Source organism: Planktothrix serta PCC 8927, assembly GCF_900010725.2.
Taxonomy (GTDB): Bacteria; Cyanobacteriota; Cyanobacteriia; order Cyanobacteriales; family Microcoleaceae; genus Planktothrix; species Planktothrix serta.
In genome coordinates this window covers 25,736-48,890 of the sequence record NZ_LR734861.1, presented here as the reverse complement: position 1 = coordinate 48,890, position 23,155 = coordinate 25,736, and the positions used below count along the sequence as shown (strand labels likewise).

General features: G+C 39.7%; 13 protein-coding genes, 1 tRNA gene and 1 pseudogene. 8 read left to right on the top strand and 7 right to left on the bottom strand.

The window, feature by feature from the left end; translation table 11 throughout:
- Positions 1–192: 192 nt before the first annotated feature.
- Together PL8927_RS08405 and iscB are read left to right on the top strand one after the other, a co-directional pair.
- The gene (locus PL8927_RS08405; RefSeq protein WP_083619677.1) at positions 193–2,628 is read left to right on the top strand and encodes a 3'-5' exonuclease; all 2,436 of its coding nucleotides are present in this window, start codon (positions 193–195) and stop codon (positions 2,626–2,628) included.
- Between the two features lie 23 nt (positions 2,629–2,651).
- Positions 2,652–3,257 (top strand): annotated as a pseudogene (iscB, locus tag PL8927_RS08400) (RNA-guided endonuclease IscB); the annotation flags it as partial.
- A 95-nt stretch (positions 3,258–3,352) separates the two neighbouring features.
- Here the strand turns inward: iscB and pta are convergent.
- Positions 3,353–5,452, bottom strand: coding sequence for a phosphate acetyltransferase (gene pta / locus PL8927_RS08395; RefSeq protein ID WP_083619671.1), 2,100 nt, complete (start codon positions 5,450–5,452; stop codon positions 3,353–3,355).
- A 290-nt stretch (positions 5,453–5,742) separates the two neighbouring features.
- On the opposite strand from pta, the gene PL8927_RS08390 reads away from it, so the two are divergent.
- Positions 5,743–6,624: an RNA-guided endonuclease InsQ/TnpB family protein gene (locus PL8927_RS08390; protein ID WP_407947390.1), complete on the top strand. Its 882-nt coding sequence runs from the start codon at positions 5,743–5,745 to the stop codon at positions 6,622–6,624.
- A gap of 2,130 nt (positions 6,625–8,754) precedes the next feature.
- Here the strand turns inward: PL8927_RS08390 and hslO are convergent.
- Positions 8,755–9,687 carry an Hsp33 family molecular chaperone HslO gene (gene hslO / locus PL8927_RS08380; RefSeq protein WP_083619667.1) on the bottom strand — a complete coding sequence of 311 codons (933 nt, stop codon included), beginning with the start codon at positions 9,685–9,687 and terminating at the stop codon, positions 8,755–8,757.
- A gap of 186 nt (positions 9,688–9,873) precedes the next feature.
- Here hslO and PL8927_RS08375 point away from each other — a divergent pair, with 186 nt between their 5' ends.
- Positions 9,874–10,260, top strand: a complete 387-nt coding sequence (locus PL8927_RS08375) for a hypothetical protein (RefSeq protein WP_083619665.1) — start codon at positions 9,874–9,876, stop codon at positions 10,258–10,260.
- A 322-nt stretch (positions 10,261–10,582) separates the two neighbouring features.
- Here the strand turns inward: PL8927_RS08375 and PL8927_RS08370 are convergent.
- A tRNA-Arg gene (locus PL8927_RS08370) sits at positions 10,583–10,655 on the bottom strand.
- Between the two features lie 55 nt (positions 10,656–10,710).
- On the opposite strand from PL8927_RS08370, the gene folB reads away from it, so the two are divergent.
- Complete coding sequence (gene folB / locus PL8927_RS08365) at positions 10,711–11,061, top strand: dihydroneopterin aldolase (RefSeq protein WP_083619662.1); 351 nt, start codon at positions 10,711–10,713, stop codon at positions 11,059–11,061.
- Positions 11,062–11,164: 103 nt separating this feature from the next.
- Here the strand turns inward: folB and PL8927_RS08360 are convergent, their stop codons facing one another.
- The 3 genes from PL8927_RS08360 to PL8927_RS08350 all read right to left on the bottom strand — a co-directional run bounded on the left by PL8927_RS08360 (position 11,165) and on the right by PL8927_RS08350 (position 18,428).
- Positions 11,165–12,955, bottom strand: a complete 1,791-nt coding sequence (locus PL8927_RS08360) for a putative bifunctional diguanylate cyclase/phosphodiesterase (RefSeq protein WP_083619659.1) — start codon at positions 12,953–12,955, stop codon at positions 11,165–11,167.
- The gene (locus PL8927_RS08355) at positions 12,955–17,799 is read right to left on the bottom strand and encodes a PAS domain S-box protein (RefSeq protein WP_083619656.1); all 4,845 of its coding nucleotides are present in this window, start codon (positions 17,797–17,799) and stop codon (positions 12,955–12,957) included. The genes PL8927_RS08360 and PL8927_RS08355 overlap by 1 nt, the downstream gene beginning before the upstream one ends.
- A 236-nt stretch (positions 17,800–18,035) precedes the next feature.
- Positions 18,036–18,428 carry a hypothetical protein gene (locus tag PL8927_RS08350; protein WP_083619652.1) on the bottom strand — a complete coding sequence of 131 codons (393 nt, stop codon included), beginning with the start codon at positions 18,426–18,428 and terminating at the stop codon, positions 18,036–18,038.
- Positions 18,429–18,710: 282 nt separating this feature from the next.
- On the opposite strand from PL8927_RS08350, the gene PL8927_RS08345 reads away from it, so the two are divergent.
- Positions 18,711–18,959 carry a hypothetical protein gene (locus PL8927_RS08345; RefSeq protein WP_083619649.1) on the top strand — a complete coding sequence of 83 codons (249 nt, stop codon included), beginning with the start codon at positions 18,711–18,713 and terminating at the stop codon, positions 18,957–18,959.
- Between the two features lie 154 nt (positions 18,960–19,113).
- Here the strand turns inward: PL8927_RS08345 and sppA are convergent, their stop codons facing one another.
- Positions 19,114–19,932, bottom strand: coding sequence for a signal peptide peptidase SppA (gene sppA / locus PL8927_RS08340; RefSeq protein WP_083619646.1), 819 nt, complete (start codon positions 19,930–19,932; stop codon positions 19,114–19,116).
- Between the two features lie 91 nt (positions 19,933–20,023).
- Here sppA and PL8927_RS08335 point away from each other — a divergent pair, with 91 nt between their 5' ends.
- Both PL8927_RS08335 and treZ read left to right on the top strand, forming a co-directional pair.
- Positions 20,024–21,115, top strand: a complete 1,092-nt coding sequence (locus tag PL8927_RS08335) for a DMT family transporter (protein ID WP_083619643.1) — start codon at positions 20,024–20,026, stop codon at positions 21,113–21,115.
- A gap of 18 nt (positions 21,116–21,133) precedes the next feature.
- On the top strand, positions 21,134–22,954 hold the full coding sequence (treZ, locus tag PL8927_RS08330) for a malto-oligosyltrehalose trehalohydrolase (RefSeq protein ID WP_083619640.1): 1,821 nt from the start codon (positions 21,134–21,136) through the stop codon (positions 22,952–22,954).
- Positions 22,955–23,155: the final 201 nt, after the last annotated feature.

The window sequence follows — 23,155 nt, the reverse complement described above, 5'->3', positions numbered from 1 at the left end:
TAATTAACTTGATTCTTCAATTATTCCGTATTTTTCCAGTGATATCAGGGACGCTGATCTCAAAAACCCTGTGATAATAACGTTCATTGTGAGTGACAATGAACATAGAAGCGAGTGAGAAACGTCGAGGGTCTTTTGTGATCTTGATCATTTGATTCTCTCTCTCCATAAAGTTTATTCTGTTTGAGTCCTATGAAAACTACAACCCATTTTATTGTCATTGATACCGAAGGACAACCGATTTTAAGAGAATTAGCAATTGTGAATCATCAAGGAGAATTAATTTATGAAGCCTTTGCTGAAAATCATCCCCAAAGTCCGAAAATTCCCCATCGCACTAAACCTTTAAAACAGATTTTAAAAGAATTTGTTGAAATCGCTCAATCTCAGGTGATTATCTGTCATTATGCTCAACATGATATTGAAATCTTGAGAAATACTTTTAAAGCGGTGGGAATTTCTGCACCGCAATTAGATTTTCAGTGTAGTTTTGAACTGGCTCAACGTTATTTACCCCAATTAAATAGTCATTCTTTAGAGGCGTTAAGTAAACATTTAAGACTAAAACTAGAGGGTCAATTTTTTACTAAGGATTTAGCTCATCGAGCGAAATATGATGCGTTATTTACCTATCAACTCTATAAACATATTGTTAATGAGTTTCTCAAAAATGAATTACAATCTCAACCTAATCCTTTTGGAACCAGTCGCGTTGATACGCCGTTTCAAGATCACCCGGATTTTAGGGGAATTTTTTCGGAAGAATGCGATCTCCTAAAAGCAATTTTAGGAGATATTAAATTAGACCCCAATCATCAAACTAAAGGTGCAGTGGTAATCGGAGAACCGGGTTCGGGAAAAACCCACCTGATGATGCGATTAGCTAAAGATTTATTAACGAAAAATCGGTTATTATTTATCCGTCAACCCAATAACCCCGACACGGTTTTATTCCATACCTACAGCCGGATTTTAGAATCCTTAATCCAAATTGTCCCCAATAGTATTCACACGCAAATGGAATATTTATTGGCGAATAGTTTTGCCGAAATTATTAAATCTACCAATAACTATTTTACCTCAAAAACGCAAAAAGATGAGAAAATTTTACAACTGATTCAAGGAGGAAATTTAAAGCTATTTACAGATTTATCCCAAGCGGAAACTAAAACTAAACGGGAATTTTGGCAACATATTGAAAAACGAGCCTTAGAATGGTGGAATAATAACTTTTCCGCCGCAGGTTACGCGCCTAAATTTTTACAAGGAATTGTGAAATTTTGTGGCTATACCGACTTTAACCGTCGCCAAATTATTACTCAATGGTTGGCGATGAATAACTTACCTCAAGAGGAATTAGACCGGGTAGGATTACCCTCTTGGGAAGATGAAATCAGTCGAGAGGAAGCCTCTTTAGAAGCGTTAAAAGTATTGGGATGTTTATCTTTATTAGATGAACCTTTAATAATTGTTTTTGATCAATTGGAGGGATTAGGATTAAAACACAATGAACGCTTATTACACTGTTTTGGAACCGCCGTTAAAGAGATTTTTACCCATGTTCCTAATAGTTTAATTATTTTAAACCTATTTCCCGATCGCTGGCAACAATTTAAAGCCGTTTTTGATGGATCAATTATTGATCGTGTGTCTCAGTCTCAAGTTTTCCTTAACCGTCCTTCTAATCAACAATTAGAACAGTTATTGAATTTAAAAATACAATTTTTAGGGATTACTGTTGATGATTTATTTGCAGCCGATGAAATTAATGCTATTTTAAATCATCTTTCTATTCGTACAGTCTTAAATGTGGCGGCGGATTATTATCGATATAAAGTTGATGGAATTCCCCTTCCCAAACATCAACTAATTCCGGTATCAAAACCTGATGAAGCCGAGGTAGAAAGACGGTTACAACAGATGGAAACGGATATGGAACAACTGAAACAAGCGATGGGTCAAATCACGGAATTTTTAGCTAAAAATAATCAGCAAAACCTAGAAATTTTTAATTCTGAGTTATTTAGATTCATCCCTTTGTCAGATTCTCTCGTTAAACGTCAACTGAGAAATTATTTTAATGAACAACAAATTTTATTAGAAGCGATTTTATCCAAACCTAAAATTATTACTGATAGCGATGATTGGGGAAAATTGACAACACTTTTAGAAGCGTTAATGTTAGTGATTTTTCCCTTAAGTGTCGATATGTTACATTTAGGAAAACGGGTAATTCCTGAACATTTAGTCATCCAAACTCAAACCCATAGTTTTGTAGTCGGATTTTTGCATTTAGGAGGATCACCCTTTTTCCATCGGATCAAAAATTGGAATGAGTTAATGGTTCAAAAACCGAATTTAAAATTTATTCTATGTCGAGATCAAAATGATTATCCCATCAGTGGTCAAAAAAGCCAATTAGAATTAGAAAGATTTCATCACTCTCGGAATGGAAAACTCATGTTATTAAATCAAAATGAGCGACTTCTGTTTGAATTATTCTATCAAATGATCGTGGATATCCAAAACCATGATTTAGAAGTTAAATTAGAAGAGGCGATGGAGTTTATTTTATCAGAATATCAGGATTATTGGTTGTTTCAGAATATTAAAAATGAGTTGAGTTAAAAAATATCCGATCGCATTTTTTNTTTCTCAATCGAAAACGTTCAAAAGGATGGTTAGCACCTTCTTTACAACATCGAGTTGAAACAACTCTAACTTGGGTCAGTAAACTAATTAGGTTTGTACCCATTCGTTCAATTGTTCAAGAGTTAGTCAGATTTGACTTGCAACAACTTGAAAATCCTGAAATCTCTGGAATTGAGTACCAACAAGGAGAGCTACAGGGATACGAAGTTCGGCAATATTTACTGGAAAAATGGAGTAGAAAATGTGCCTACTGTGGGGTTGAAAACGTACCCTTAGAAGTAGAACATATTCACCCCAAATCCCAAGGCGGAACTGACCGAATTTCCAATCTTACTGTTGCTTGTCATGACTGTAATCAAAAGAAAGGAAATCAAGATATTCAAGATTTCCTATCAGGTAAACCTAACTTACTGCAACGGATTTTAAAACAAGCTAAACAACCCTTAAAAGATGCTACTGTGGTAAATTCAACTCGATGGTCACTATTTAATGGATTAAAAGAAACAGGTTTATCTGTTTCAACTGGCTCCGGTGGTTTAACTAAATTTAACCGCACTCGATTAAACCTACCTAAAACCCATTGGCTAGATGCAGCTTGTGTTGGGAAACTTGNTCAACAATTAAACCGTAGGGGCGGGTTCCGAGACGAGCTTTAATGATCAGTAATTATCTCCCTAAACCCGCCCTTTCTTTCTTCATATTAATTTAAACTATTAATACTTTGAGCTTGAATCGCTGTAATCGCTACGGTATTCACAATATCAGTAACCGTACAGCCTCGACTTAAATCATTAACGGGTTTATTTAAACCTTGTAAAACCGGGCCAATAGCAACAGCATCAGCCGACCGTTGAACAGCTTTATAAGTATTATTTCCGGTGTTCAAATCAGGGAAAATAAATACAGTTGCGTGTCCGGCGACTTCACTTCCAGGAAGTTTAGTTTTAGCAACATCTTCATCAACAGCCGCATCATATTGGATAGGGCCTTCTATTTTTAAATCGGGGCGTAATTTTCGAGCAATTAATGTGGCTTCTCGAACTTTATCCACATCTTCCCCTTGACCCGATTCTCCCGTCGAATAGGATAACATAGCCACTAAAGGTTCAACGCCAAATTGTTTAGCCGTTAAAGCCGAACTAATCGCAATATCCGCTAATTGTTGAGGGTTAGGATTCGGATTCACCGCACAATCTCCATAGACTAAAACCCGATCTTCTAAACACATAAAAAATACACTAGAAACAATCGAACATCCCGGTTGAGTTTTGATAAATTCTAAAGCCGGACGGATAGTATGTCCAGTGGTATGAACGGCCCCGGAAACCATACCATCAGCCATCTCTTTATAGACCATCATTGTACCAAAATAGCTCAAATCGTGGAGTACATCTCGCGCACAATCTTCTGTAATTTTTTTATGTTTTCGGAGTTCATAATAGGTTTGAGCATAGTCTTCATACCAGGGAGAAGTCAGGGGATTAACAATATTAACGCCTTCGAGTTTTAAGCCTAATGAGGTAGATTTTTCTCGAATTTCTTCGGGATTTCCTAATAGGGTAATATCCACAACGCCCCGCCGTAATAAAATTTCACTGGCTTTTAAAATGCGTTCTTCTGTTCCTTCGGGTAAAACAATATGTTGACGTTGTTTTTTTGCCCGTGCAACCAGTTCATACTCGAACATAATCGGAGTAATTCTTGAAGAACGAGATAAAGAAATCCGTTTTTCGATTTGAGAGGTATCAATATGGTTTTCAAATACCCCTAAAGCAGAGGCGATTTTTCGTTCATTATCGGGAGTGATTTTTGAGTGAACTTGGTTAATTTTAGTCGCGGTACTGTAGGTATCCGTTTCTACTGCAAATATGGGAACTGTCCATTTTTTAAAACCTTTAATTAATTTGTGCAGGGAGGGAGACAGTTCTAACCCCCCTGTTAAAATAATTCCGGCAATATTAGGATAATTTTCGGAAAAAGCCGAGGCTAAACAGGCTAAAATAATATCAGCGCGATCGCCTGGGGTAATGATTAAACTTCCTTCTCGAATATGAAATAAGAAATTAGGAACGTGCATTGCTGCTACTTTAGAAGTTAACACTTCCTGTTTTAATTGTTCGGGATCGCCATGAACAAATCGACCCTCAAGCACAGCCACAATTTCCCCTACTGTTGGTTTTCCCAAGGCTTCTATTTCAGGTAAAACAAACACGGGATCATCATAAGACCAAATATGTTCAAGTTGATCAAAAACCGATTGAAATTGTTCTGGTGGAATCCGATTCACCATTGTAGCAATGATACTACAATCTTTTTCAATAAAGGCTTCTCGCTCACTTTTAACAATACCAACCACTTCTTTTAAGGTTTTCCCCTGGGCGTTAGCAACTAATAAAATAGGTGCAGAGAGTTGATTGGCAATTTCAGCATTAAAGTTAAATTCAAAAGCAGAAATAATATCGGTAAAATCCGTTCCTTCACAGACCATGAAATCACATTTTTCTTCTAGGGCTTTGTATTTTTCAATAATCCGTTTTAAGATTTCTTCATACTGTCCGTCTGCTACTAAAGTCCGGGCTTCTTCATGGGTGACACCATAATAATCCTCATAAGGAAAGTCTAAATGATATCGACTGCGAACCAGTTCAATATCATTATCCGGTTGAATTCCTGCCTTAATCATCGGACGAAAAAACCCTAACCGTCGAACTCGCTTGGAGAGTAATTCCATAATTCCTAACAGAATCAAGGATTTACCGCTATTGAATTCAAGGCCAGTAATATATAAGTTGCTAATCATAAATGTAGACGGGGTAATAGATAGACGGCTAAACAGGATCTGTCCACTTCTGGCAAGTTAGCCATAAGATTAATTTTAGGCTGATTTCTCAGATAGACTGTTTCATGGGTGTCAATTCTAGTTTTTCTTAACTTACACCGCCGGGAAGTCCCCCGCTCTACAATAACCCAGGTGAGCGGTGGGTTCAAAGGCGGGTCAACGTAGGTACGGAGTTGACCCCATCTTTCCGATTGTTTTTACTGTTTTCGGGAGTATGTAGTAATATATTCAGACCAGGAGGTGCAAATCGAGTGCTACATAAAGCTGTACAAGTCCGTCTGTATCCAACTGCATGGCAAAAAGCACGACTAGCCCAAACATTTGGATGTTCGCGCTGGTGGTGGAATTATGCCTTAAATAAATCCATTCAGGTTTATCAAGATACGGGGTCATGGCTGGGACGCTTAGCACTCAACGCCCTACTTCCTAAGCTCAAAAAAGCCGAAGATACCCTGTGGTTGGCTGATTGTTATAGCCAGGTTTTACAAGCTACAACACTTAATTTAACCACAGCTTACAAAAACTTTTTTGCTCAACGTGCAGGTTTCCCTAAGTTTAAGTCTAAACAAGGTAAACAGTCAATTCAATATCCTCAAAACGTCAAAATTGTTGAGGGTAATGTTAAACTTCCTGGCAATATTGGGATAGTCAAAGCCAAAATACATAGACCCATTGAAGGAAAAATCAAGACTGTAACTATTAGTCAAACACCTTCCGGGAAATATTTGGCATCTATATTGACTGAAATTGAAGGGGAAAATCCTACTGTTTCAGAAGGTAAGATTTACGGGATTGATTTAGGAATCAAACACTTTGCTGTTGTAACTGATGGTGAAAAGGTTTTTAAATACGATAATCCTAAACACCTTGCCAAGCATGAGAAAAACCTCAAACGCAAACAGCAAAAGTTAGCCCATAAACAAAAAGGAAGTAAGTCAAGACAAAAGTATAGAAAAATTGTTGCCAAAGTTNTTGAGCTTGGGAATAAGCACTACTGCGGGAGGGAATTTTCTTTAAGATGGCGATCGCCCCAGGAATATCATAAGTTGATTGATCTAAACCCAGTTGCAATAAATTTTGACTCCATTGATCAATCAGTTGATCGACTTGTGATCGTAATCCACTGGAATTAGAGACTTGATTGGCCATTTTAATCGCAGCAACGTAGGAATCTGGGGTACCTGGTGCTGCTAGAGTTTCTGAATTTTGGAGATTTTCGAGATCGCGCAGTTGGGTTTTCCATTGACGAATTTTGCTATTGGCGGTGTTGTATAATACGATACCAGAGTTGATTTGTTGCGCTTGGGCGATCGCCTCGGCATAATTGCCTTCAGAGGCTAACTGTTCTGCCCGATCTAAGATAGGTTGATATTCTAATCGTTGACTGCGATCTGTCCATTCGGCAATCTGATTTTGAGCATTTTCATATAAGGTACGTCCGCGACCGATTTTTTGAGCTTGGGCGATGGCTTGTTTAAGGGAATCGGGATCGCCAAAACTGGCCAATTGTTCCGCCATGTCTAATAAGGGTTTATCTTCTATTTCCTCGATCCGACGTGTCCAACTCACCTGTTGTGTTTTCGCTTCCTGTCCACGAGGGTTTGAGGCGGGAATGGTCTGGACTTGGGCGATGGCGGCTCTGAGATCGTTGACGCCGCCGGGTTGAGCCAATTGTCGCGCCCGTTCTAAGGTAGCAACATCGTCAATTGATCCTTGCCAATTGCGAATATATTCCTGGGCTTTTTGATAGAGGGGGCGATCTCGACCGATTTTTTGGGTTTGGACGATCGCATCTTTTAAGCCCGCAACGGTATCTAATAAAGCCGGAGCATGGGCTTGGGCGATGATCACAAAATCTTTGATATTTTCTTGTAAATTGCCACTACTGGGGATTTTATTAGCAATATTAATGGCTTCTTGCCAATTGCCATTTTTCAGGGTTTCTTCCGCCAACGCCATAATTTTATTGCTGATGCTAGTAATTTCTTTTTGTCCGGCCTCCTGTAAATAACTGTCTGTAGAAAGTTGATCAATTAACTTTGTTGCCGCTACCAAATTATCTAAACTGCCCTGTTCAATTAAACTTCTAGCTTTGGCTAATTTTTGGCTATCTTCACGGGCAATGGCAATAAAATCCGTCAGTTCTTGATATTTGGTAGTAGCCCAATAATTATTCCCTAAATTCAATAATAATGTCGCTTGTTTAAACGCTAAATTTAGACTTTCTTTTCGCATTAAATCCTCAGTTTTCTGATAGAATTCTTCCGCTTCTTCCCAAATCGAGTTCCATTGATCAATCCGTTTAGAAACTTGGGCAGCAGCCGGGGTATGTTCAGGGGTTTTTTCAGCAGCAGCAATGGCTTCTGGAAGTTGTCCGGCTTGAAACATCTCCTCAGCCAAATTCAAAATCTCCATTGACCAGCGTTCAATTTGGCGATTGATTTCAGGCCGCAGGGGATGATCTTTGGGTAAACTATTGACTAAATCAATTGCTACTAATAAATCTTCAACGGTTTGTTTATTCGCGGCGGATTCTGCACAATATAACCGTAGGGAAGCAGACGCCACTGGCCAGAAAATTTTAGGACAATTGGGTAAAGCGGGCAAGCGAAACAACAGACCCACTGCTAAGACGCCAATACCACCGGGAACTAAAATCAATAACGAGAGTACCAGAGGAATTAAGCTGGACGGAATCGTTTTTGGTAAAACAAAGCGTTTGCGTTTTTCGGGTTGAGGAGAAGATGACGCTGGAGGCTGTTGATAAAGAACGATTTGACTGGCTGTTTTTGGCAACTCAGAGGAATTAGGAGTTTCATCGGGAGTGGGTTGTTGGGTGTTACCAACTTCCAAACTCGTGCAAAGTTCCTTTAGCCACTCAGCGCGACTTTTCCTAACCAGGGAACGAATCGGAATTTGGGGAGGATTCCCGGAGGCAGTAGTATTAGAGGATTGGCTTTGACTTTGTTGTTCTTGGTTTTCACTCATCACAATTCACCCAAACAGCTTGAAGCAAACTAAAATTTTACCCCCAGGAATCGAGAAAGAAGACAGGAGGGAGTTCTTCGTTTAAACTTCCCCAGCTTGAAAGCACGGGGCGTGACCTGGCTCCGGTTGTTTACGTGTTATACCATTGCTGATGTTGAAACAGCAAGGAAAGCAGGGGAAGCAGGGAAGTGTCCTCGCTTGCTAACAGCCAACGGTCAACCGCCAACAGCCAACTGTCAACGGTCAACAGCCAACGGTCAACGGCTAACACCCCTTCAAAATAAAATAGAATTTTTCCGCACTTCTGGGGGTTCAGGTTGAATGCGTAAATCTTCAATTAGTTGGCTAAGATGGTCGGAATTGGCATGATACATTTCCCCGCAGAATTCACATTTGGCTTCAGCGCCATTATCTTTGTGAATCATATCTTGGAGTTCTTCTGTTCCGAACATTTTTAAGGCTCCTAATACCCGTTCAAAGGAACAACTACAATCAAAGCGAACCAGTTGAGATTCGGGTAAAATTACTAACCCCATATCTGCTAATAATTCTTGGAAAATATCGGGTAAGGTTTTATGTTCTCTCAACAAAGGTGTAAATCCCAATAAACTCCCCACACGGGATTCTAATTTAGTAATCAGTTCTTCATTCATTGCCGCTTTTGGCAAGATTTGTAATAATAAACCTCCAGCAGCTTGCACTCCTTCTTTATCAACAAATACCCCTAATACTAAAGCAGAAGGTGTTTGTTCGGAATTCGCTAAATAGTGGGTGATGTCATCGCCAATTTCACCCGACACTAATTCAACGGTACTGGTATAGGGATAGCCATAACCGACATCTCGCACCACCCGCACATAACCTTTGTCACCAATAGCACCCCCGACATCTAATTTTCCGAGGGAATTGGGGGGAAGTTCGATATCAGGATAATCGACATAACCCCGGACAGTGCCATTTAACCCCGCATCTACTAAGACTCCTCCCAAGGGCCCATCGCCTTTGATGCGGATATTGACTCTGGACTCTGCCCGCTTCATATTTGATGCTAACAGCAACCCCGCGGCCATGGTTCGCCCTAACGCTGCGGTTGCTACATAAGACAGTTTGTGTCGTTGTCTCGCTTCTTCCGTCAGACGGGTGGTAATCACGCCTACAGCCCGAATTCCCCCATCAGCGGCCGTTGCTCGAATGAGTTGATCTGCCATGTTTACAGTTTTTAACAATTTGTACCTGCTGCTATTTTATCGGGTGTCGTGTGGAACAGGCATCTTGCCTGTTAACCTAGGGTGTGTGAAACAGGCAACATGATCTGTTAACTAGGGTGTTGGGTGTCAGTAGAAGATGTTTTTGATAGAATGAGTGATACAGTTATTTAAACTTGTGAAATTATTATGCTGGGTACGTTTCAACAGAGTAGTCTTCGTATTGAAATCAATGCTAAAGAAACTGATATTCGAGACAGCTTAATGCGTCCAAGTCAGTTACAACAGTGGTTATGGCCTCAACAATTTAACTCTGGACTTCCTGAACAATTTCAACCCGGATTAACCTTTACCAGTTCCCTCGGCCCGATCTCGATTGAACATTATGTTGATGTCGCCCAACCCAACTGTTTAAGACTGTTATTAAGTCGCGGAATTGATGGGTTTCATGAGTGGTATTGGGGAGAAGGTTGGGTACAATCTCGCTTAGAAGGAATTTCTGTATTACCGTTAAATTTGGGCCAAACGATTAATTTAATGCGGTTACGCGAATTTTTAGATAACAAAGAGTATTAAGTTTATTTTCCTTGACAAAGGGAATTGTTCCTCCTAAACTGAGATTAGAATTAATAAAGGGAAGGGACTGAGTAAATCTTCCATTAGATTAAAAGTATTTTATTATATAGAAGTTCCCGTAGGTATCTTGACAAGGGTTAAGCTTTAATTTAACCACAAAGACACAAAGACACAAAGAAATTGTAAAGACTAACCTGCTGAGGTTTTTCTAGGCTAGTTAGGATAATTTAAAGTTAAATTCAGTCATGCAGTGGCATAGAGCATCAGGTTTAGGTACTGATGCTCAGGGTGAAAGTCTCACTGTACAACACTTAACACTTAACGAGTATGGAGGGACTCGAACCCCCGACCCTCAGGACCGGAACCTGATGCTCTATCCACTGAGCTACATACCCACACTTTTAATAGTATAACATATCCCTTGGAAAATGTCATATTAATTTAGCCATGATGGACTCAATCCAGATTTCAGGGATTCGCAGCTACGGTTATACGGGGTATTTACCCGAAGAACAGGTGTTAGGACAGTGGTTTGAGGTGGATGTGACCTTGTGGTTGGATTTAAGACCCGCCGGAAATAGTGATGCGATCGCAGATACTATCGATTATCGCCACACAATTACCACTGTTGAGAATATTATTAAAACTCAGAAATTTGCCCTTTTAGAACGATTAGCAGCCGAAATAGCAGACACCTTATTACAACAACCGTTAGTTGAAAAAGTGCGGGTACAGTTAACTAAACCTGTCCCCCCAATTCCTGATTTTAGCGGAAAAATTAAAATTGATATTACTCGTTAAATGAAATTATTAAATTAGCAGGGAACAGGGAACAGGGAACAGGGAACAGGGAACAGGGAACTGATAACTGATAACTGATAACTGATAACTGATAACTGATTAATTACCATTGCGGGAATGATAATAGTAAATTAACGGCTTGTTCAGGATTTAACGGTTGTGAGAAGAAATACCCTTGACCAAAATCACAATTTAATTGTCTTAATTGCGCTAATTGGTGAGCGGTTTCGATGCCTTCTGCAATCACATTCATTCCCATCTTTTGAGCAATATTAATAATCACAGGAACTAAGCCTAATTTTTGGGGAATTTCATCTAACCCTTGAATAAAAGAGCGATCAATTTTCAAAGTATCAACGGGAAACGAATGCAGATAACTCAAAGAAGAATATCCCGTCCCAAAGTCATCAAGACTGAGTTGAATTTCTCGTTGTCGTAACTGATTTAAAATAATCTGTGCAGTTTTGAGATTATCCATAATCGCACTTTCTTTAATTTCTAATTTTAAAGACCGGGAATTGAGATGAGTCTCCCGAATAATTTCATCCAGTTGAGCAATTAAGTTACCTTGGGTAAATTGTCGAGGGGTGAGATTAATACTAATCGTTAAAGGAATATCAGTAAATTGTTGTTGCCAATGATAAATTTGTTCTCCCGCTTGTCGCAAAACCCAATAGCCAATTTCTGTAATTAAACCTGTTTCTTCTGCGACGGGGATAAAATCGCCCGGAGGGACTAAACCCCGTTGAGGATGATGCCAACAAACTAATGCTTCAAAACCGACAATTTTACCTGTTTTCAAAGCAATAATCGGTTGATAATTCACCCGAAATTGTTGTTCTTTAATTGCGGTGCGAAGATCCGTATCAAGCTGTAAAAACGATAAGGCATTTTGATACATCGAGGAATCAAAAACTTGATAACAGGAAGTTCCCCGTGATTTTGCCCGATACATCGCCGTATCGACATCGCGTAAAATTTGTTCCGGTCGGGTATAGTCTGGTTGACTGTAGGCAACTCCAATACTGGCATTAATATAAATCGGATAGGATAGAATCGAAAAAGGTTGAGATAAAATCTCAATAATTTTTTCAGCCATTTCAATAGCTATTTCAGGTTGAGTTAAATTCGTTAATAAAATTGCAAATTCATCTCCTCCAAATCGAGCTAAAATATCAACATTGGGTAAAGAAGATTGTAAACGTTGGGCAATAGCAATTAATAATTGATCTCCAACAGAATGTCCCAAAGAATCATTAATTACTTTAAAGCGATCGCAATCTAAAAATAAAACAGCAAACTGAATATTCGGATTTGCTTGTAACTCTTGAACAGTGGCTTCTAAGCGTTGAATAAATAAAACTCGATTCGGTAAAGCCGTCAACTCATCATAAAGTGCTTTTTTCAGCAGTTGAGCATGAACATCTTCTAGTTGTTGAGTGCGTTCTTTCACTCGTTGTTCTAATTCCGTATTCAATTCTACAATTTGTTTGCGAGCAAACTGTAACGATAGTTGATTTTGAACCCGTACTAAAACTTCATCAAATTGAAACGGTTTAGTAATATAATCCGCCGCCCCCGCCGCAAAGCCTTTAAGTTTATCTTGAACTTGATCCAAAGCACTCAAAAAAATCACTGGAATTTCAGTTGTTTGGGGATTATTTTTAATCCATTTACACACCTCATAGCCATCCATCTGAGGCATCATAATATCTAATAAAATGATATCGGGTTGCTGAATTTCAATCGCTCTTAACGCGATTATTCCATTTATAGCTTGACGAACTTCATACCCCCGCCGAACCAACATTCGTGATAATAATCGCAAGTTTTCAGGATTATCATCAATGATCAGAATATTTCCTCTGGAAGTATCGGGTTGTTTCTCAATCATTATGTTTCCTGCGCTGAATCTTCAGGCTGTTTCGCCCATTCCATGACCTGATCAAAGCGGAAGTTATCCACTAAATGACTCAAATGTTGAGCCATCGCTTGATATTCAGAGGGAATTTGATCAATGAGTTGCAATAATAAGCGATCGCTACATTGAGCCGCCGCATGATAGAGTTGTTCGACCCATTCGGCAGGCATCACCTCTAACGCAGTCGGTAAAACCAGAGGCGGAGTCAGAGCGATGCTTTGGGAATGGGTCAGAAATCCTGGCGGTTGAGATAACAATTCGGGTGCATATTGATACTGCACCTTTAAATATTCACTTATTTTGTACAAAAGTTCATCCTCTGGAAAAGGTGTACACAAAAAATCATCAAAACCAACAGATACAGCCAACTGTTTATCCTCCTGTGATCCCGATGGGATCATGGCAAGAATAATCGTTTGATGGGGGAGTCCTCCATCAACTTCGGTTTGAGAGTTGATTAACCCCTCCTCTGAACTTTCAACGGGAAATTCCTCCTGACGAATGCGTTGAATCACTTCATAACCGCTCAAAATGGGCATCCACATTTTCATCAAAATTAAGTGGGGTTTCCAAGCACGCTGAAGGATTAAAGCGTCATGACCATTTTCGGCTTCCTTGACCTCAAACCCCATTTGTTCGATCAACTGAGTCAGATGACAACGCCAGGAAATTTGATCCTCCACCACCAACAGGCGATAATGGGGCTGATTCGGGGATAAGCCGATAATTTTCCCAGGGGAGGAAACTTGATAGTTTAGTTGAGTTTCTGCGAGTTGGACAGGAATCACTAAAGTTAATTTTACCCCTTGATTTGAGGAACGTTCGATCACGATAGTTCCTTGCATCAAATGTAGAAATTGTTGGCTAATGGGTAAACTCAAATCTTGTGCTTCTGGAAAGGTTAGACTCCGTTGAATTGATGTAAAAGGTTGAAATAAATCCTGAATTTCTACCGATTCCCGATTCGGTACTGTGGTTTCAATTTCAAATTCAAGTTTAATCTCCTGACTGGTAAGATCGGATGGATCGGTTGTAGAAAAACTCCCTGTCTTCGGGAATATCGGTTTAACTCTAACTTGTAGGATTCCGGTGTCTGTCCAACTCATCAAATGTCCTAAACAATTTAACAGAATTTGCCTGAGTTTATTTTCATCCGCAATAATCCATTGCGGGAGATTCTGAGCGCGGATTAACTCAAATTCTAATCCTCTAGCTTTAACTTTTGTGCTGAGTAAATCTTGGAGATAATCTAACCCATGAAATAAATCAAAGCTGGTTTCATTCAAACTAATCTGGTCGGCTTCTAGCTTTGACATCTCCAGAATATCGTTAATTAAGGCTAATAAATGTTTGCCACTGCGATGAATAATTTTGATCTGTTCTTGTTGTTCTTGACTCAGGCTAGAATCTTGATTCATCAGTTGAGTAAAGCCTAAAATTGCATTCAGAGGCGTGCGTAATTCATGACTCATATTCGCTAGAAATTCACTTTTTGCCCGGTTGGCGGCATCGGCGGCTTCTTTAGCTTGACAGAGTTCTACCGATTGCTGTTGGGTATGAGTTAATAAAGCCACTTGTTGCAGTGCGACTCCCAATTGAGCGCCAATTTGTACAACTAAATTAATTTCTGATTCTTGCCACTGACGGGAACTCGAATGTTGATAGATAGCCAGCAGTCCCCACAATTTTAACTCAGCCGGAGCGGCTGCGGAACCTTCTGGAATAGACTCAACGGCCGCAGATACAGTTTGGCAGAAAATCGGAACAATTAAATAGGCTTTTACCTGCATCTGTTCTAACAATTGTAGATAACAATCGGGAAAACCAGCTTGATAAATATCAGAAATACACAAATAACTCAGACCATCCCGATGCACACCCTCTTGAATATCTCGTAAATAGGTATCTTGAATCCGATCTTCCTGATTTAAACTCGATAAAACACAATTTTCCGGCTCAAGAATACTCGGATCATAATGGAAGTCTTGAATAGATTGATAGATTAAGGGTTGATAACCAGAGGCGAAAGATTCTGCAATAAATTGACCTTGACCCTCAGAATTAAACTGATAAATTGCCACGCGATCGCTTTTTAATTCATAGCGAAGTTCTTGAGTTGCGGTGGTAAAAATAGTTTCAGAATCCAGGGTTTGCCGCATTCGACCAATAATTCGGGCTAGGGTTTGTTGACGTTGGGCTGTTTCCCCCAGGAGGATTTCTGCTTGTTTATTTTTACTAATATCAATAATTAAACCATCCCATAAAATACTACCATCGGATTGAGGTTCAGGACGAGCATTTCCCTGTAACCATTTCATTTGACCTTGAGGCGTAATAATTCGCCAGGTATAATTCCAAGGTTTTAAACTCTCCGCCGAATCACAAATTGAACTCAAAACTCCCCGAAAATCTTCAGGATAAACCTTTTCAAATAACTGATGAACATCAATCATCGCCTGGGCTGGGGATAATCCATATAAGTCCCAACACCCTGAACTCACATAGGGTAAACTCATAGAACCATCGGGATGCAGCATAAATTGATAAATCATACCTGGTATATTATCAGCTAAATTTTGATAGCGGGTTTTACTGCGTTCTAAAGCTTGTTGAGTTTCTTGGGCTGTTTGACGAATGGCAATTAATTCTCCCACTAATTTGAGCCAGTTCTGTGTTTCTAATGTCCAGTCTTGCACAGAATGGAAATTCATAATTCCCATGAATCCTTTAGTTTTTCCTGATTTCATTAACGGGATAAAAATTAGGGATTTACAACCAATACAACGAAGGGTTTTTTGATCTGGGGGGAAGAAATGGGGAAATTTATCAACGTCGGAAATTGCTAAAATTTGAGTTCTTTTGTATTGTAATTGTTGATGAATCCAGGGAACAGCTTGATAAGATAAAACCGGATATTGATGGGATTCATTATTTTGTTCTGTTAGCCACCATTGAGAGGTAATTTCCCAGGGGGTTAGTTGAGAATGGCAATTAAAAATAAATGTCCAATCACATTGAAAAAATTGACCTACTTCTTGCAGGGTATAACGAATAGCCGTGTCTATTGTTTCATTAATAAAGAGTCGAGAAATCTGACTGAGGAGGTGATCCATTCGGGAGCGATATTCTAGTAATTCTTCCGCTAATTGTCGTTCTAGTTCAGCCCCCGCCCGATCCGCAAAAATTTTCAATATGGATTCTTGACTAACATTCAGTTGTTTATTTTGAGTATCTATCAGAATTAATATCCCAATGATATCTCGGTTAGAATCAAATAAAGGAATTCCCCAATAACTTTGAGCTTCTAATTTCACTAATTCTGGATCATCAGGAAATAAACTTTGAACATCATCGCTAAAATGACAGAGTTTAGCCATTTTAATTACCTGCTCACAAGGGGTTCCGGCTAATTTATAAACCAACTGATCATACCATTTTTCTCCAGTCCAAAAGGCTAAGGTTTCTAGTTGTGGTTGAGAAGATTTTAACAGTCGAAAAACGCCAGCATAGCGCACTTGTAACACTTCAGATAAATAGTAAACACAGGAACGAAAAAACTCTTGACCCGTTTTTGAAGCGGTTCCTTCTACAATCAGTTGTAAGGCCCGTTCCGTTGTTTTTTGTTCGGTAATATCCGATGCTGTTCCTGTTATTCCAATCACATCTCCATGAGCATTATAAACCGGAAAAGCATTAACTAACAAGTGCACCCATTTTCCGTCTTTAGAGACATTAATTAGGTGCTGTCGGACTAAAGATTGACCCGCTAAAATAGGTTGAAATACCCTTTGAACATAAGAGACTTGATCCAGAGGAACAAAATGGGAAAATAGACGGCCAATCACTTCTTTCGGTTCATATCCCATTAAGGTATAAACAACCGGATTCACAAAGGTATAACACCCTTTTAAATTGACTGACCAAATAATATCGTGAGAGGTTTCAACTAAATTTCGATATTTTTTTTCGCTTTTTCTTAAAGCTTCTTCGGCTTGTTGACGCTCTTTTAAAGCGGATTCTAACTCACTAATATCATTAATAATTGATAAAATACAGGTTTTTTGCTCTAATATAATTAATTCGGCTGATAATAACAACGTTTTAATATTTCCCGTTTGGGTTCGTTGCTGAATCACTTGGTTATGAATCGGTTTTCCCCGTTGAAATTGTTGCTTTAACAGGTGTTCATCTTCAGAATTGACCCACAGATTTAAGTCAACTTCTCTTTGACCAATTATTTCAGAACGTTGATAACCAAAGGTCTGAAGAAAACTCGGATTAACATCTAAAAAACAGCCCTCTGGATAGGTTATTAATGAAATCGGATTTGGACTATTTAAAAAGACTTTAGAAAATTTTTCTTCAAGTTGTTCGCGGGTTTGAATTTCGGCTTTAAGTTGAAGGTTTTGAGCTTTTAATTGACGATGCAAACTTTGGATCGTCAATTGATGATGAATTCGAGCTAGAATTTCATCTTTTTGTAAAGGTTTGGTCAGATAGTCTGCTCCTCCAATTTGGAAGGCTTTAACTTTTTCAGAGACCTCTTCAATCACACTAACAAAAATCACGGGAATCTGCTGAGTTCTACTATCGGCTTTTAGTTGTTGACAGACTTGATATCCATCCAAACCGGGCATCATAATATCTAATATGATCAGATCGGGAAAGGAATCCAAAGCCATCTTTAATCCCAATTCACCGGAATTAGCCAGTTGAACTTGATATCCTTGCAAGCTGAGGAGTTTCCCTAAATATTTAAGGTTGATCGCAGAATCATCAATGATTAAAATATTAACAGCTTGATATTCAGGTTTCATCGGAAAAATGGGTAGAAACCCCTAATTTCTAGTTAGGCTTTATATTTCCCCTTTCGGGGTAGAGGGGTAGGGTTGCCCCTCTGTGGAGATATGGTTGTCTCCTAACACCTATTTCTAGGGTAAAGTTAGCTGAGTGCTTCGCACACGCTGCGCGAACGCCAATGTTTTAAGAGCTTGTTAGGCTAGGAGCATCAGTCTTACCCCTCGTAAAACTGTTTAACTACCTAGGTTTATAATTACGCTTTTTTTAACAGTTCTGCCCGAATAGATCCCCCTTTCCACGTCCATTCCTCTCGTTCCTCTGTGGGGACAAAACAGGCCCACAAACTCCCCGGAGAAACTTCATAGAACTGCTGGATCTGTGCGATCGCTATTTCTCCCCAAGGAGATCTAACTTGGATCATATCCCCCAGATTGAAGACTTCACCCACTTGATTTTGAGCCTCATCGAGTTCAACCCAAGGTTTAACCGGAGTCACCTCTACTCGACGGGGTTTACTAAAGGAGGGTCTATCTTTATCCGAGAATGAACGGGGGGGACGAATTGATTTTTCGCTTCCTGCGGGTGTCAGTTGCATCTCCGCAGGCGGTTTGGGTCGGACAATGGCGGGTGGGGTTTTTTCATCCATGAATCAACGGCTCCATCAAGATTGAATGTCACTGGCTCAGATCAACATTCTAGTCCTTGTGGATGCTTCCTTGCCAAGCGGGAGATACTGTTCGGTGATCAAAGCCCAATTTAAAACGAATCTGTCCCAATAAACGTGCTAGGTTAGGTTTAATCTAACCTTTCTTTTGGGTCTTTCCCCTTAGCCTTAAGTTTTCTAACCATTCTATTCTTTGGGAATCTGATTTAACGAGGTTATTTGTTTTTAGCAAGAGAGATTTATCGTTTCAGGAGTCACCCCGTCATGAATAAAAATCAGCAAGATCTTCGTCGTAGTGCCGCCGAAAAATTTATTGAGTCTTTTGATCAAGAATTATTAAGTGCATTCCAAGAGCCAGATACAGTGACTCCTACCCCTCAAGCTACCCCCCCTGAGAAAACGGTATCTCCCTCTCGTCCTTCCAAACACCCCGAAGGGATCAGTTTATCAGATTTGGAAGAAGCTATTTCTGATATAGAACAATATTTACAAGATCAACATCCGCAGAAATAGGGGAAGGGAAGATGGGGACAAGGAAAGGTGGGGAGTTCACTGTTTGATCAGCCAGCTTTTGGGAGGGTTAATCCTGTTGAGTGAATTGGTTTAAGCAATCCCCGCACTTTTTTTTTGGGGCGGGGTTAGTGAACTCTTTTCCCTCTGTCCCCTTCTAGGGTCGATACATCCACAAGGGTAAACCGTTTGTAGATAACTCGAATTCTAACCAATTGTTTGCCGCAATAATGCTATTAGGGGCTAAATTATTCCCTAAAACCTTATTAAAAAAAGGTTTAGGTTTTTCAAACGTGAAACATTCGGTTTTGTCGGGATCGAGTTTAACCAATTCCGCCGCCCAACGTCGCGCTTCTTCTTCTGTTCCTAAACGATCTACAATTCCCAGTTCAACGGCTTGTTGTCCGGTAAAAATTCGACCATCGGCAAAGGTTTTAACTGTGTCTACGGGTAAGTTCCGAGATTCGGCAACGGTTTGGACAAATTGTTGATAACTGGTATCAATTAATTCTTGTAAAATTTGTGTTTCTGGGTCGGTCAATTCTCGGTCAAAAGACAAAATATCTTTATAAGGCCCCGATTTAATCACTTGAAAAGAAACACCGACTTTTTCTAATAACCGTTCTAAATTATTCCCTCGTAAAATAACACCAATACTTCCAGTAATTGTTCCTGGGTTCGCCATAATATGTTCGGCTCCCATGCCAATATAAACGCCACCCGATGCCGAAATATTGCCAAAACTGGCAACAATTTTGAGTTTTTTCTGCAACCGTTTTAGGGCACTATAAATTTCTTGGGAGTCGCCAACGGTTCCCCCAGGACTATCAATTCTCAACAATAGGGCGGGAAATTTCTTCTCTTCAACGGTTTTCAGGGCTTCTAACACCCGTTTGCGCGTATCTCCGGCGATCGCACCATTAATTTCTATGCGGGCGATTTGTTTGCGGTATCGAGGTTTAAAGGGCCAAATCATGGGGAATGACAAAACTATATTAAATTAATAATATTGTATAAACTTCTTAATAAAAGTACATAATTTTTGTCCCCCCTACCCGGAGAAGCGAATGCAGCAACCGCAAACCCAAGCCAAATTACCCTTTCAGCCCTTATTGTTAATTGCCCCGTTCTTCTTTTGGGGGACGGCGATGGTAGCCATGAAAGGCGTTATTCCCCATACAACGCCGTTTTTTATGGCGGGAGTGCGGTTAGTCCCGGCTGGGGTTTTGGTACTCTTAGCGGGGCTGCTGGCCGGACGTCCGCAACCGCAAGGCTGGCGAGCTTGGTTATGGATCTCAATTTTTGGGGCTGTGGATGCAACTTTATTTCAAGGATTTTTAGCCCAAGGGTTAATGCGGACGGGGGCCGGGTTAGGATCGGTGATGATCGACTCCCAACCCTTAGCCGTTGCGATTTTATCCCTGTGGTTATTTCAAGAAATTATTGGGTTTTGGGGATGGTTAGGGTTAGCTATTGGTCTAATTGGAATTAGTTTTATTGGTTTACCCGATGATTGGATTTTAGGCTTATTTAATCCCGAATTATTCACCACTTCTGCAAGTCTAACTCAACTGTTTAATAGTGGGGAATGGTTAATGTTATTAGCAGCATTATCAATGGCGGTGGGGACGGTATTAGTGCGGTGGGTTTGTCGATATGCTGATCCGGTTATGGGAACAGGTTGGCACATGATTATTGGAGGTTTACCTTTATTCGGGTTATCGGCAATTTTAGAAACTCAACAATGGCAAAATATTGATCTGTCGGGTTGGGTAGCGATGGGTTATTCCACAACATTTGGAAGCGCGATCTCTTATGGATTATTTTTCTATTTTGCATCCAGTGGTAGCTTAACTAGCTTGAGTTCGCTAACCTTTCTAACTCCAGTTTTCGCCCTATTGTTTGGAAATTTCTTTTTACAAGAAGTCCTGAGTCCGCTACAATCAATGGGAGTTGGCTTAACATTAGTCAGTATCTATTTGGTCAATCAACGGGATACCTTAGCCGAAAAGCTTAAAATCAAACGTTCCAAGGATTTAACCTTATCTCAACCAGAAACCAATTTATTACAACCGACAGAGGGAAATTCCGTTGAGTTACCGATAGAAATTAAAGAAGTAGAGACAAGCCCAAGCCCATCTCTACACCCAAAACTGTAGTTAACCCCCCATTTAATCATGAAAATCGGTGCTAATTATTTAGGTGATAATTGCTGTGAATTTCGCGTCTGGTCGCCCTTAAGAAAAACTGTTGCTGTTAAGATTATCTCCCCCGAAGAACGGTTAATTGCTTTAGAACGGGATGAACAAGGATACTGGAGTAAAACGGTTGAAAATATTTCCCCAGGAAGCCGTTATTTTTATCAATTAGATGGCGAATCTACTCATCCTGATCCCGCTTCCCATTCTCAACCGGAAGGGGTTCATGCTGCATCTGAAGTCATCGATCAAAATACCTTTGTTTGGCAGGATAACGACTGGAAAACGATTCCCTTAGATGAATTAATTGTTTATGAATTGCACGTTGGTACATTTACCCCAGAGGGAACCTTTGAGGCAATTATTCCCCGTCTTCCTGACTTATTAAAGTTAGGAATTAATGCTATTGAATTAATGCCAATTGCTCAGTTTCCAGGCGATCGCAATTGGGGTTATGATGGCGTTTATCTGTATGCGGCTCAAAATTCTTATGGAGGCGTAGAAGGGTTAAAACGCTTAGTCAATGCTTGCCATCAGCAAGGCGTTGCCGTGATTTTAGATGCCGTTTATAATCACTTTGGCCCGGAAGGAAATTATATAGGAGAATTCGGCCCCTATTTTACCGAACGTTATCGAACAGCTTGGGGTTTTGCGATTAATTATGACCAAGCTTATTGTCAGGGTGTCAGAGATTTTATCATTGAAAATGCTCTATATTGGTTAAGAGATTTTCATATTGATGCCTTGAGATTAGATGCGGCGGATAATATTTTTGATCTCGGTGCTAAACATATTTTACAGGAATTAGCCGATAACGTAGCGGAATTTTCTCAACAGCAAGGTCGGAAGTTTTATTTAATGGCAGAAACGGATTTAAACGATGCTAAATTAATCCGTTCAAAAGCGGTAGGAGGCTATGGTTTAGATGTGCAGTGGTGCGATGATTTTCATCATGCCATTCATACGGTATTAACGGGTGAAAATATGGGGTATTACAAAGATTATGGTCGCTGCGAACAGTTAGCCAAATCTTATCGAGAAAGCTTTATTTATACTTGGGATTATTCACCCAACCGTAAACGGTTACATGGAGAGTCGGCGAAAGATTGCCCCCCCTATCAATTTTTAGTTTTTAGTCAAAATCATGACCAAATTGGCAACCGTTTATTAGGGGAAAGGTTAACGGCTTTAGTCTCTTATGAAGCGTTGAAATTAGCGGCTGTAACGGTGTTACTGTCGCCTTATATTCCCTTATTATTTATGGGGGAAGAATATGGAGAACCTGCACCCTTTCAATATTTTATTAGTCACTCGGATCAAGATTTAATTGAAGCGGTGCGAAAAGGGCGAAAAGCAGATTTTGAAGCGTTTCATCTCGCGGGTGATGCTCCTGATGTTCAAAGTCGAGAAATCTTTGATCAATGTAAGTTAAATTGGCAGTTGAAACAGGAAGGAAAACATCAAGCTTTATGGAAATTATATCAAACTTTGATTCAGTTACGCAAGAGTATTCCAGCGTTAAAATTACGCGATCGCAATCATCAAGAAGTCCACTGTATTGAGGAGAATAAATTATTATCCTTCCGGCGTTGGTTTGAAGACAATCAGGTTTTTTGTCTGATTAATTATAGTAAAAATCCAGTTTCCTACAGTCCTGATTTAATCGGTAAAACTTGGCATAAACGCATAGATTCTACTGACAAAAAGTGGATGGGTTCAGGATCGAATTTACCCGAAACCTTAAGGGATACTTCAGAATTAACTTTAGTTCCCGAAAGTTTTGTTTTGTATGAAACTTGATTTTTGTAGGGTGGGCTCCGCCCACCAATATCTTAATTTGTGTAGGGTGGGCTCCGCCCACCAATATCGATATTGAAATCATAAATTAATACATGATGGGCTTTACCCATCCTCGATTAAAGTGATCACAATCAACGTAATTTTATAGTTTTCAATAAAAATCCTACCCTCAGATAGATAGCTAAAACAAAAAATAAAGGT

Coding starts and splice junctions, on each gene's coding strand:
- PL8927_RS08335 (WP_083619643.1), top strand. CDS start 20,024: ATGCAGCAACCGCAAACCCAAGCCAAATTACCCTTTCAGCCCTTATTG.
- hslO (WP_083619667.1), bottom strand. CDS start 9,687: ATGGCAGATCAACTCATTCGAGCAACGGCCGCTGATGGGGGAATTCGG.
- PL8927_RS08350 (WP_083619652.1), bottom strand. CDS start 18,428: ATGGATGAAAAAACCCCACCCGCCATTGTCCGACCCAAACCGCCTGCG.
- pta (WP_083619671.1), bottom strand. CDS start 5,452: ATGATTAGCAACTTATATATTACTGGCCTTGAATTCAATAGCGGTAAA.
- PL8927_RS08355 (WP_083619656.1), bottom strand. CDS start 17,799: ATGAAACCTGAATATCAAGCTGTTAATATTTTAATCATTGATGATTCT.
- PL8927_RS08375 (WP_083619665.1), top strand. CDS start 9,874: ATGCTGGGTACGTTTCAACAGAGTAGTCTTCGTATTGAAATCAATGCT.
- folB (WP_083619662.1), top strand. CDS start 10,711: ATGGACTCAATCCAGATTTCAGGGATTCGCAGCTACGGTTATACGGGG.
- sppA (WP_083619646.1), bottom strand. CDS start 19,932: ATGATTTGGCCCTTTAAACCTCGATACCGCAAACAAATCGCCCGCATA.
- PL8927_RS08360 (WP_083619659.1), bottom strand. CDS start 12,955: ATGATTGAGAAACAACCCGATACTTCCAGAGGAAATATTCTGATCATT.
- treZ (WP_083619640.1), top strand. CDS start 21,134: ATGAAAATCGGTGCTAATTATTTAGGTGATAATTGCTGTGAATTTCGC.
- PL8927_RS08405 (WP_083619677.1), top strand. CDS start 193: ATGAAAACTACAACCCATTTTATTGTCATTGATACCGAAGGACAACCG.
- PL8927_RS08345 (WP_083619649.1), top strand. CDS start 18,711: ATGAATAAAAATCAGCAAGATCTTCGTCGTAGTGCCGCCGAAAAATTT.